This is a genomic window from Halorhabdus sp. CBA1104 (assembly GCF_009690625.1).
GTDB lineage: Archaea > Halobacteriota > Halobacteria > Halobacteriales > Haloarculaceae > Halorhabdus.
Window position 1 is genome coordinate 1,313,109 of record NZ_CP033878.1, and the last position, 12,165, is coordinate 1,325,273.

The 12,165-nt window shown below is 59.6% G+C and carries 8 protein-coding genes; 4 read left to right on the forward strand and 4 right to left on the reverse strand.

The window, feature by feature from the left end; genetic code table 11:
- Positions 1–13 precede the first annotated feature (13 nt).
- A complete protein-coding gene (gene mutS, locus Hrd1104_RS06675; protein WP_154552016.1) occupies positions 14–2,611 on the reverse strand; it encodes a DNA mismatch repair protein MutS in 2,598 nt (865 codons plus the stop codon).
- Between the two features lie 129 nt (positions 2,612–2,740).
- On the opposite strand from mutS, the gene Hrd1104_RS06680 reads away from it, so the two are divergent.
- Positions 2,741–3,097 (forward strand): co-chaperone YbbN, encoded by a 357-nt coding sequence (locus tag Hrd1104_RS06680; protein WP_154552017.1) that lies wholly within the window; start codon positions 2,741–2,743, stop codon positions 3,095–3,097.
- Between the two features lie 229 nt (positions 3,098–3,326).
- Here Hrd1104_RS06680 and Hrd1104_RS06685 read toward each other — a convergent pair whose 3' ends face one another.
- Both Hrd1104_RS06685 and Hrd1104_RS06690 read right to left on the reverse strand, forming a co-directional pair.
- Positions 3,327–4,052, reverse strand: coding sequence for a hypothetical protein (locus Hrd1104_RS06685; protein WP_154552018.1), 726 nt, complete (start codon positions 4,050–4,052; stop codon positions 3,327–3,329).
- The gene (locus Hrd1104_RS06690) at positions 4,049–4,939 is read right to left on the reverse strand and encodes an NAD(P)H-binding protein (RefSeq protein WP_154552019.1); all 891 of its coding nucleotides are present in this window, start codon (positions 4,937–4,939) and stop codon (positions 4,049–4,051) included. The genes Hrd1104_RS06685 and Hrd1104_RS06690 overlap by 4 nt, the downstream gene beginning before the upstream one ends.
- A gap of 320 nt (positions 4,940–5,259) precedes the next feature.
- Here Hrd1104_RS06690 and Hrd1104_RS06695 point away from each other — a divergent pair, with 320 nt between their 5' ends.
- The gene (locus tag Hrd1104_RS06695) at positions 5,260–6,216 is read left to right on the forward strand and encodes an L-lactate dehydrogenase (RefSeq protein WP_154552020.1); all 957 of its coding nucleotides are present in this window, start codon (positions 5,260–5,262) and stop codon (positions 6,214–6,216) included.
- Positions 6,217–6,901: 685 nt separating this feature from the next.
- On the opposite strand, the gene Hrd1104_RS06700 is transcribed toward Hrd1104_RS06695, so the two are convergent.
- Positions 6,902–7,960, reverse strand: coding sequence for a TrmB family transcriptional regulator sugar-binding domain-containing protein (locus tag Hrd1104_RS06700; RefSeq protein WP_154552021.1), 1,059 nt, complete (start codon positions 7,958–7,960; stop codon positions 6,902–6,904).
- A 1,724-nt stretch (positions 7,961–9,684) separates the two neighbouring features.
- Here Hrd1104_RS06700 and Hrd1104_RS06705 point away from each other — a divergent pair.
- Positions 9,685–11,004, forward strand: coding sequence for an extracellular solute-binding protein (locus Hrd1104_RS06705; RefSeq protein ID WP_229770436.1), 1,320 nt, complete (start codon positions 9,685–9,687; stop codon positions 11,002–11,004).
- Positions 11,005–11,186: 182 nt separating this feature from the next.
- Positions 11,187–12,164: a carbohydrate ABC transporter permease gene (locus Hrd1104_RS06710; RefSeq protein ID WP_229770437.1), complete on the forward strand. Its 978-nt coding sequence runs from the start codon at positions 11,187–11,189 to the stop codon at positions 12,162–12,164.
- Position 12,165: the final 1 nt, after the last annotated feature.

Below are 12,165 nucleotides of genomic sequence, written 5' to 3' on the forward strand. Positions count from 1 at the left end.
ACGGACGGTGCTATTATAAATCTCCGTCCGCGCCCTCGCCAGCCAGCCGTTGCAAGTCCGCGAGCGTGTTGAGTGCTTCGAGCGGCGTCAATTCGGCGACGGTGAGCGATTGCAACTCGGCGGACAACGTCTCGGCTGCAGTCTCTCGTTCCGGGGGGTCGCTAGTGGTCGCCTCACGGGGCACTGGTTCGTCGAGACGGTCCGTCGTAGCGAGCAGCTCCCGAGACCGGTCGACGACTGGCCCAGGCACGCCCGCGACCGCGGCGACCTCCACGCCGTAGGACGCCTCTGCGGGGCCGGGAGCGATCTCGTACGGGAACGCGACATCGTCGCTGTCGCGGTCGGTCCGGAAGTGCAGATTCGTCGCCTGCGGGAGGCTCGTAGCGACGTCGGTCAGCTCGTGATGATGGGTAGCAAACAGCGTGGTCGCACCGATCTCGTCGTGGATGTGTTCGGTCACGGCCCGAGCGATCGCCAGGCCGTCCGAGGTGCTGGTTCCGCGGCCAACCTCGTCGAGCAAGACCAGCGAGTCCGGGCTAGCCTGCGCCAGGATCGTCGCGAGTTCACTCATCTCGACCATGAACGTCGAGCGGCCGCCAGCGATATCGTCGCTGGCCCCGACCCGGGTGAAGACCCGATCGACGATCCGCAAGCTGGCGGACGCTGCCGGCACGAAGCTCCCGGCCTGGGCGAGGACGGTGAGCAGCCCAACCTGGCGCATGTACGTCGACTTCCCGCTCATGTTCGGCCCGGTAATTACCGCGAGGAACGAATCGTCGTCGAGGTGGACGTCGTTGGGCACGAACTGCTCCTCGGCGCGTTCGACGACCGGGTGGCGACCGCCCTCGACGTGGATAGCGTCGCCGTCGAAGGTTGGCCGACAGTAATCGCGTTCGGCCGCGACGGTCCCAAACGAGACGAGCACGTCCAGAGTCGCCACGGCGTCGGCCACCGCCTGGACGCGCTCTGAGTGGGCGGCGACCTGCTCGCGAACCGCGACGAACAGGTCGTATTCGAGGTCCTCAGCCTGGCTCGCTGCCCGCAGAATCTCGTCTTCGCGTTCCTTGAGTTCGGGCGTGTAGTACCGCTCGGCGTTTTTCAGCGTCTGGCGTCGCTGGTAGTCCTCGGGAACGCGATCGAGATTCGCGTCGGTCACTTCGATGTAGTAGCCGTGGACAGCGTTGTGGCCGACTTTCAGCGAGTCGATGCCGGTCCGTTCGCGCTCGCTTGCCTCTAGGTCGGTAATCCAGTCTTTGCCCGCTCGCTCGGTCGCGCGCAATTCGTCGAGTCGGTCGTGATACCCGTCACTGATGATCCCGCCCTCGGTGATCTCGGTCGGCGGGTCGACAGCGATCGCGTCGTCGATCAGCCCACGGAGGTCGTCTAACTCGTCGAGTCGATCCTGAAGGTCCGCGAGCAGGGGAGCCTCAGCATCGGCTAAAGTCGCCCGGAGCTCCGGAATCACGTCGAGCGTGTCTTTCAGCGAGCGGAGATCGCGAGCGTCGGCCCGTGATCGGGAAACCCGGGAGATGAGTCGCTCGATGTCGTAGACGTCGGCGAGCAGTGCTTGCAGTCGTTCCCGGGTTTGCAGGGCCGAGACGAGTTCCTCGACAGCCCCATGGCGGGCCTCGATCCGGTCACGGTCGAGCAACGGCCGGCGGAGCCACTCGGTCAGTCGGCGACGGCCCAGCGCACAGGCTGTCTCGTCCATCACGTCGACGAGTGTCAGATCGGTGCGACCCGTGACTGTCCGGCGTTCGAAGATCTCCAGACTGTCCAGGGCCACCGCGTCGAGTACCATGTACTCCCGCGGGTCGTATCGCGTAAGGTGGTTGAGATAGTCCAGACGGCCGTCCTGGCCGCCACGGGCGTACTCGGCGTAGGCAAGCAGCGCGCCACAGGCACGGATCTCGGCGTCGGTCGCCAGCAGTCGATCCGGCGGGCCAAAGTAGTCGGTGACGTGTTCGCGGGCGTGCTCGTCGGCGAAGTACTCCGCCACGACGGGGGTGACGGCACACGCGCCGTCGAAGAGGTCCGGTGCGTCAGGGCCGACAATGCCCTCTGCCGGACCGAAGCGGGTGAGTTCGTCACGGACGGTCTCGCGGTCGTCAGTACTCGTCGCGTAGAAGTCTCCGGTCGAGACGTCGAGGACGGCCACACCGACGCGCCCATCGGCCGCCGCGAGCGCGGCGACGTAGTTGTTCTCGGCCCCGCCCAGCAGTTCGTCCTCGGTGAGCGTCCCCGGCGTGATGATCCGCGTGACAGCACGGTCGACGACGCCACTGACTGCGTCCGGGTCCTCGACTTGCTCGGCGATCGCGACGCGATAACCTGCATCCAGTAGCGTTTCGACGTAGGATTCGGCGTTGTCGATCGGGACGCCGGTCATGGCGTAGGTGCCAGTCGAATCCTCCCGCTCGGTCAGCGTGACCTCACAGACTCGCGCGAGTACGTCGGCAGCGTCACAGAACGCCTTATAAAAGTCCCCCGACTGGAACAGGACCAGCGCGTCGTCGTACCGATCGGTCAACTCGACGTACTGACTCAACATCGGCGTCAGTTCCTCGCGCCGCTCGGCCATCTTGGCCGGCGGTCCCAGTGCCCCATCCATGCCCGAGTGAGTACGCCCCGGCGGACAAATACCCGTTGGTCCCAACGCGCTATTGCCGTGCGTCTATTAGAATTGTTCCACTCGGACAATATCGACTAGTATTTAAATTTTGGGCACCGAGTGAAAGTAATGACGGCACCCACACGCGACGATCAAGCGGCGTCACCCGAGCGGCCGGTCGCCCTCGAAGACGAAGCCGATCTCGACGCGCTCGTCGAGACCGACGAGACCGTTCTCGTCGAGTTCTACACGGACGGCTGTGGGATCTGTGCGTCGATGGAACCCGTTCTGGGGATCGTCGCCCAGGAGAGCGACGCCGTGATCGGGACGATCAACCCGCGAGACGATCCGCCGCTGGTCGATCGCTTCGACGTCCAAAGCGTCCCGCTACTGGTCGTGTTCCGAGACGGTGAACCCGTCGAACGCGTCGCCGACGGCTTCCAGCCAGCCGAAGAGGTACTGGAACTGATTGAAACCGAAGCCTGACTACAAGACGGTAGCCATCCGGTCGGTCAGTCCCTGGCCGTCGGCAACAGCGAGCGCCAGCCCTTCTATTGAGAAGTCGTCGACGGGCGCGGCGTGCCGTTGCGACGGCTTCCTCGACATAGCCCTCCACCTCACTGACCGTACCCTGGCTCGTGCGTGCAGTCACGATCCCGTCTCTATCGGGCCAGCCGTCGGCCGATTCACTAGAAAGGAAAGACTCACACTCCACTCAGGATCGTCGGAGGACGAGAATCGAACTGCCCGAGACGAGTGTCACAGCGACGACGTGGCCGAGAAGCGCCACAGCGAGGAGGATGTGATCGGTGACAAACGGAACTAGTGCCAGTTGCGTCCAGGCGAAAGCGATCGTGATTGCGTCGATGCGAACGAACGCTTCAGCAGTCGTGGCGTCGATGGTTTCCCCCAGAGCCACGCTCCGCCAGAGGCCGACGAGACTCGCCCACCACCCGGTTCCGATCCGGTAACAGACGTCCCACAGGACGAGCAACGTAAAGAACACGGCCGGGACGGGCAGTGGGTCGCCAAGCAAGTCGGCGAGTAGCGTCGTCCCGCCTGCCCGCGGATCGATCACGAACAGGTACGTGAGCAACGCGATGAACGACCCCAGGCCCAGGACGATCTCGATACCGGAGCCGAACAAGACCTCGGTGTACCGAGTCGAGACGTCGAGGCGGCGAATGCGCCGCCCGATCGTCAACAGGAAGACGCTGCCCGCAGAGGCGATCACGACCGCCGTGGTTCCAGCGAGCAGCCCCTCCCAGCGGTTGTAGCCGACCGCGAGAACGATCACACCCGTCTCGAAGAGAAGCAACTGGACGAGCAACGCGACCGTCCGCGTCAACTCGACACCCGGGATCGACCCGGCGATGCTCTCATAGACCCAGCGCTCGGGGTTTCGATCCGGCGACTCTTCGTCAGGAGCGATACCGGTCATGGTTCGGCGTCGCCTCCAAACGCACGTGCGACGGCCTCGTCGAAGGGCGTCTTCTCGACGGTGATGACGTCTTCGACGCTATCGTCCGTGACGACGACAGGGTTTTTCAGCCCGAGGATCAGCGGCCGCGAGACGGCCGCCGGCACGTCGGTCACGAACTCGACCCAGTAGGCGGACAGGCGAGGGGTGAGCACTGGGACCGGGACGATATAGCGCCGCTTGCCCAGAATGTCGGCGGTTCGGGTCAACATCTCGTGGTAGGTCAAAATTTCGGGGCCACCGATCTGGTATGTCTCGCCGGCAGTCGCTGGATGATCGAGGACGCCGACCAGATACGTGATCACGTCAGAAATGGCGATCGGCTGGCACTCGGTGTAGAGCCACCGTGGCGCGATCATGACCGGCAGCCGCTCGACGAGTTGACGAACCATCCGGAAACTGGCACTGCCCTCGCCGACGATGATCGCCGCTCTGAGCGTCGTCAGATCGGAGTCCCCCTCAGCGAGGATCGATTCGACTTCCTGACGCGAGCGGAGATGCTCAGAGAGGTCGTCGCCGGCCTCACCCAGCCCGCCGAGATAGACCACGCGATCGATGCCGGCACTGTCAGCGACAGCCCGGAAGTTTTCGGCAGCGATCCGGTCGCGTTCGGCGAAGGTCTCGCCGGTCCCCAGCGAATGGACGAGGTAGTACGCCGCATCGAAGTCTTCGGAGAGGGAAAGCGTGGCCGGATCGAGCAAGTCGCCCTCGGTGACTGCGACCCCGCTGGGCGGATCGTAGGCACTTGCGTCCCGCGTCATCGCGACGACGTCGTGGCCCGCCGCTTGTAGGGCAGGGACGAGCGAACTACCGACGAATCCAGTCGCCCCAGTGACCAGAACCTTCATACTGGTACTCCGGGCCGCGTTGGGAAAAACACCGGGCGTCACTCCGGGGATAGTGCTGATGTGTTCGTCCCGCTCGATAGCATAGTCGTCCGAGGAGGGAGAATCGTTCAAATCGGCTCAGTTGGGCACTCACCGTGAGCGTCTGTGGCGGTGCGGACCTCCCAGCCCGTAGCCAGTACATACAGAGTCCCGTCGTTGTGTCGACACACTACACGAACAGTGGGACAGAAGGGACCTCAACGCGACTATCCAGCCGAGACGATGCCGACCGACCTCCGAATGTTTATCCCTGTCTGTTAGTTAAGCGATGGTACAGAACCATGCCAGAGCGACCAGTCAAAGGGAAAGTAGCGATCATCGGAGCTGGAGACGTTGGCGCGACAACTGCATACGCGCTGATGCAAAGCGGCTCGGTCTCGGAGATGGCCCTGATAGACATCGATCACGAGAAGGCCGAAGGTGAGGCGATGGATCTGCGCCACGGCGCAGCGTTCGTCAAACCAGTAAACATCTACGCCGGCGACTACGAAGACGCCTGGGATGCCGACGTCGTCGTCATCACCGCCGGGGCGAGCCAGAAACCGGGCGAGACGCGCCTGGAATTGTTAGAACGGAACGTCGAGATCTTCGAGGATATGGTCCCCCGAATTACGGAGGGGCTGAACGACGATTCGGTGGTCCTCGTGGTTGCAAACCCTGTCGACATTCTCTCGTATGTCACCTGGCAGATCTCGGATCTGCCCTGGGAACGTGTCATCGGGACTGGGACTGTTCTCGATACCTCGCGGTTCCGAAACGTCCTCAGTAAGAACTGTAACGTCGACGCACGGAACATTCACGCCTACGTCATCGGCGAACACGGCGACAGCGAAGTCCTCGTCTGGAGTGCGACTCACATGGCCGGCGTCCCCTTCGACGACTACTGTCCGGTCTGTGAGATGGACTGTGGGTTACAGCAGCGCGAACAAGTCGCCGAAGAGGTCCGTGGAGCGGCCTACGAGATCATCGACCGGAAGGGCGCGACGTACTACGCTATCGCGTTGGCTGCGACCGACATCATCGAAAGTATCGTCCGGGACGAAAACTCGATCCACACCGTTTCGACACTGATGGACGGCCACCAGGGTCTCGAAGACGTCTATCTGAGCATGCCCGCAGTGCTCAACCGTGGTGGTGTCCGTCATGTAGTCGACCTCGATCTGGACGATCACGAACGCGAGCAGTTCGTCGAATCGGGCGAGATGCTGCGCTCCGAGTTGGACAAATTGGACATCTAGCACAACTGTTGGGGCATGGATGGGTGCGGACAGGCGGAACCGCACGATCGAACAGACTGCCACCGTTTCTGGGACTCGAAAACGAGGCGAACTACCGATAGTTGCCGACTGGTATCGTATTCTATCATATGTTGAAATTCGACATGTAAACAGAGCAATAGCGAAGCATAGAGGGCTATCGGATGAGGACGACCTACAGCGTCCGCACGCACCGACAGTGACTATCGCATATGATCAAACGAACAAGAGGCAACCGGCTCGAACGACGGATCGATACTGTTGGGTACCAACGACTGCCTAAATTGTCTATAGAAGGCACAGAAGGCGAGATCCTGTACGCAACACAAGCGGCGATGCATGCATCGCCGTAGACACGACAGCAACACGAAGGCGATCACTCGAGCAGCCGGATCGGTCTTTCCTCCGCCACACCCACCCGCGACGCCTCCAAGCAAATCGGAAATGGGCAGTTGAGTGCAGGAGTCCCGGAAAGATAAGCAACAGACTAGTTAGGTGACGGGTGAATTCTAATGTGCTCGTCAATTTCTTCACAGCCGAGGAGAGAGCGGATCGAAAGCCGGTACACCCGACTCCTCGGCACAGGGAGAATAATTCACGAGTCGATGGATTGCCGTGTCAAGGCTCGATCTACTGGGGGTGGAAAGTGCAGACCCGCAACACGGCCCTAGAGGCGAGTGATCCGAATCGAGCGAGCCCGGTAATCTTCGAGGTAAGCATTGGTTCCACCCACGGTGACAGTTTCCCCGCCGTTGTCGATATACAGACACGACTGGTGGGGGATCGTCGCCGTGATCGGTTCGATCAACCGCTGGCCGACCTCTACGACCTCGCCGCTGATCGTGACCGCTGCTTCCGGCTCGTCGACTGGCCGAGCATCTATCTCTGCAGCGATGTCGACACCGTCTTTCAGCTGCAGGGTCGCATCGATAACGGCTTTTCGGATGTTCGAATAGGTGGTCGGAAGACTCTGTGGCGCTGTGACGTAGTATTCTTGTCCGATTTGCCACTGGTATTCCATAAGCGTCGTGAAGACGACACTGACGAGGTGCGGTTGCGAAGAGTACAACGCATTTCGATGGCTCGATGAGTCAGACGTGATCTTTGTCGGAGCGACCAACCCGAAGTCACGGTCCACTGCAAGCAGAATAAGCCCCGGATCCGCAGAATACCGGATGACGTCGGCCGTTTCTTCCATCGGTGGGTCGGATTCCAACTCGGTCTCTTCGTCGTAATCCGTAAGCAACAGCATGGTCGCGACGTCGTTGTCGATAGCATCGACGAGTGTCTCCTGCACTGTCGAAAACAACTGTGCTGGGATCGAAATCCCAACACGGCGTTGGGCCGAGGAGATCATCTCCTTCATCGTCGCGATGACCGTCGACCTGGACTTCAGGATCTTGACGGTCTCCGTACTGTAGTGATCTCGGTGGTATCGTTCCTCCAGTCGGTTGTACAGCTGGTCGACCATCGTTTGAAGCTGCTCGCGAACTTCGTCGGGAGGGGCTGGTTCGACCGTGGTCGGGGTGATATAGTCGTTGACGACAACGAAGTTGAACGCTTCTAGCTTGTCGATCGCGTTGTAGGCGTGTCGACGTGAGATATTGGACGCGTCGACGACCTCTTGGACGGTCATCGGCCCGTCGTGTAGTATCGTGATGAACGCCTCGGTCTCCTTGGCAGTAAATCCAAACGACCGGATCAACTCCGAGAGTTGCTCGGCCATCGTATACACGAAGGACGCGCGGTGCGATAAATAGTATGGGAAGCCATGCGGAAACGCAGTCGCGTGCCCAAACGATGGTGTTCACAGACGGCCACCATTCGCGCGTCTTCGTTGGGGGACGATCAGTGGATACTGGCCGCTAGTGTCAATAGACGATGGGCTCTATGTCTCGAAATAGTACTAGATAAAATTCATAACTCGAAAAGTGACAAAATAACAAATTATATCGGCATCCGCCGAAATCGTGGACGGGAGACAAGATAGGCGACTCGATGACCCGGCCAGCACGCCCGAATTCCCGAGGCTAATCCGTCGTTCGGCTGGGTCCCTCTCCGTGGCGTAGCGTGAGTGAGGTGAGTGGGGCTCACTGGCGATCGATGGAAACCAGCAGTGATGGGAGAAAAGAGTGAACAGCGAGCCGAAAAAGCCGACAGTCGGTCCAAAATGGACGCGACTCCATTGGGCCAAATACCAGGGACAGCGGGCGAGAGGGAGACGCCATATCGTTCTGTAGCCGCTGTCGGTGTCACTCCTCACGCAGGGGACGAAAAAGAAGGTTCTCTGGCAGGCTCACGGCGTGAGTGGCCGGCACAGAACTATCGGCTGCCGAATTGTATACGAAGACGAACAACCATATTTTGTATTATACTCCAGATTTGGTAAAACAGTTCAAAGTGACTCCGGGTGCGCTGGCCCAGGCCCAAGCGTTCAGAGCAAGCACCGAGTAAAGATGGATACACAACGGCGCGGTCAGTCTTCGTTACTGGTGCCGTCAGATTGCGACGCCGATGAGCGAAGTCCAAGCGATGACACGACAGACAGGCGGTGTACGGATCGACGAGCGTCTCACCAGCTTACGGGCCGATCCAGACGGACACGCCCCGCAGGTGAAGGGTGGGGCGCGGACAGTCTGTTCGTCGATGGGCTACCAATTGTCAAGTGGCGATGAGAGAGTCCGTTCCAGTCGTCAGGCGAAAAATAACGGGTGTACTATTGTTATTCTCGTTCGGCACAGTCCGTGTGACACTCTCTGACAGTCCATCGAGTGACGAGTGACAGGATAGATCCCACAGCGGCTGTCGATCCACAGATAGAGAAAATCTGTTACATCTAATTTCACAGACGATAAGACAGTTTTGCGATTATTACCGAGAATATATTTGGATAATATCTCTATAGATGGATATATTCAAAATACTCGCCAACAGTGCTGTGAGATCGGGGTTGTGAGAGTCGTTACCGCACAACCGGCACGATGTAATTGGATTTTACAAATCCGATTCAGCATTGAAGACCATGATATAAATTACAACGTCGGACGCACAAGATCGCGAGAGAGTCTAGTCCGTTGCCGGTGGAACGTATCGATACGAGTCGAGAAACAAACCACGGCGGGTAATCGGTCGAGAACAGCTGCGTCAATCTGAGCGAGAATCGACGCGCTGTAGCCAGTGACGGCGGAGATCGTCCGTATCGGAGGCCTACAGAGACAGTACACGCTGACAATCCCTTCAGTGAGACATACGCCGCAACTGCACCGAGAAGCCCAGATCGCGGTGGAGAAACGACGAAACACCCCGGACCCCATGCCAAGATATATAAGCTATGATGTGGGCTACCGGTACTAATATATACGTAGGGATCAATCATTCCGATTGTCCATGTCAGACAAACCTGTGAGGAGTGGACGGAGACGTAAGTTCATCAAGGGAGCGGGAGCTGCGATGGTAACAGCGCTCGCTGGCTGTGGTGGCGGCGACACGACGACGGAAGGAGAGGGAAGCGGTTCGACGCCGACGGAGAACAACGAAGGGACGACGACCGGGACGGCGTCCCAGAACGTCACGACCCTCTCGTTGCGGATGTTCGCCAACAGCGCCAAAGAGAAGTTTATCAACGACCACAACCCCAAGATGCGGGAGGAGATCGGTGTCGAGGTTGACTACGAGACGATGGGCTGGAGCAACGCGAAAAAAGTCCAGAACAACAGCATTACGAGTGGGTCCGGTCCCGACGTCGAGGAGATTGCCTCGACGTGGATGCCCAAGCAGATCAACTCGAACGGGTGGATGGATATGGGAGAAGCCGGTGTCGATCTGCCCGAAGACAAGATCTACGACTCGCCGATGGAGATCGGTAAGTTCGATGGTGTGACCGCTGGCTTCCCGTGGTTCTGGGGTCCGCGCGCGCACCTGTACTACGATGGAATGATGGAAAGTGCCGGTATCGACGGCGCGCCAAGCACCTGGGACGAGATGATCGAAGACGCGAAAACGTTCAACGGGTGGGCCGAGAAGCAAGCAAGCAGTGGCTTCCAGCAAAAGTCCCTCTTTGGCATCCCCGGCGCGAACAACTGGGCGGTCACCCAGTACTACATGATGCTCCTCTGGCAGAACGGCGGCCAGATGCTCGACGACAACAACAAGGCCGTCTTCAACAGCGACAAAGCCGTCCAAGCGATGAACTTCTATAAGGACCTGGCTGGCGCGAACAATATTTCGCCCCGGTCGTCTATCGAGTGGAACGGCACCGCGCGGAACAACGCCTTCATCTCGAAACAGATCGCCAGTACCTGGGCCGGTATCACGATGAAGAGCAACATCAGCAACCCCCAGAAGAATCTGACCGCAGGGGCGCCACCGGCCGGGCCAAACGGTGATCCGTCGACGTTCTTCGGCGTGAACCTGATCGGCATTCACCCGTGGACGGACAAACAGCGGGCCGCCGCGAAATTCGTCGAGTACCTCACGCGAGCGGACGTGAACGCGGATCTCGCCAAGCGCCGGGGCTTTCTCCCGTCGGTCAAAGAGAGCTTCCAGGCACCCGCAATCCAGAACAACTCGTTGTTCCAGGAGTTCAACACGCTGCTCGAGGATACCAACGCCAAAACCGCGCCACAGGTCGTCGGCTGGGGTGGGGTTGCCAACTCGCTGAAGGGTGCTATCGTCGATATCCTGACCAAAGAATCGACTGGCAACTGGTCGCAAGGAGACACGAAAAAGCGTCTCGACGCAGCGGTCACGCAGGCCAACGACGCCCTCTGAAGACTCGCGCCCCAACCAAGGGTTCGTCCACCAGACGCGCCGCCGCCACGATTCGACATCCCGTCTTGGCCGTCGATTGCGTCGGTCAGTAGCCGATCGTGTAACTTGTTTTGATTTTTTTGACTGGTCGAGGGAGCAAAGAACACAAACAAATATTAGTGTGGAGGTGAACACTTCGATCTATGTCCCAGACCGTAGAGGAACGTACCGACGGCCATTCGTCCGAGGGCAGATGGGCCTCGTTGACGAAAGATCAAAAATTCGGATTGAAGCTCATCCTACCGGCGTTTACGCTCATGGCGATCGTCCACGGCTTCCCGATCGTCATGGGTTTCGTGATGAGCTTCTATAAGTTTCCGTCCCTGGACATCGCTGAATGGTTCAGACCGGAGACGTTCGTCGCGTTGACACACTACATCGATATTTTCGAGCCGGAGACGTTCATCGGATCACAGATCGTCGGCTCGATGAAGGCGACGCTCATCTACACCGTGGGATGTGTGACCGGCGTGTTCACGCTCGGGATGATCGCGGCGCTCGCGCTCAATCACGATTTCAGAGGGAAGCTCGCAGCCAGGACCGCGATTCTGGTTCCGTGGGTCGTCCCCATCGTGCCGATGCTGTTGACCTGGCGGATGATGCTGGCTTTCGACGGTTCGATCAACGGCCTGTTGTTGATGACGCCGTTGTTCGATTCAGTCCAGTCGCTCCCACAGTGGCTCCTGGGGCCCAATTCACTCTTGACGATCATCATCACGAACATCTGGCGACAGTTCCCGTGGGCGGCGATCATGTTGTACGCCGGGCTCCAGTCGATCCCCCAGCAGCTCTACGAGGCGGCTGATATCGATGGAGCCAGTCGGTGGGGTAAGTTCCGGCACGTGACGCTTCCACAATTGATGCCCGTCTCGACGGTCATCCTCCTGTTGATGATCCTCTGGACGCTCGTCAACTTCACCATCCCGTACGTCCTTCTGGGATCACAGCCCAGTGAGTCCGCGAACGTACTGATAGTACTCGCCTACAATGCCGGCTTCAGCCAATCCCAGTACGGGGCTGGAGCGGCAATCAGCTTCCTGCTGTTCATCATCGCGATGATCTTCGCGTACGTGTACTACAAGCGCACTGTGCAGAGCGAATACCAAGGAGGTGCCATCTAAC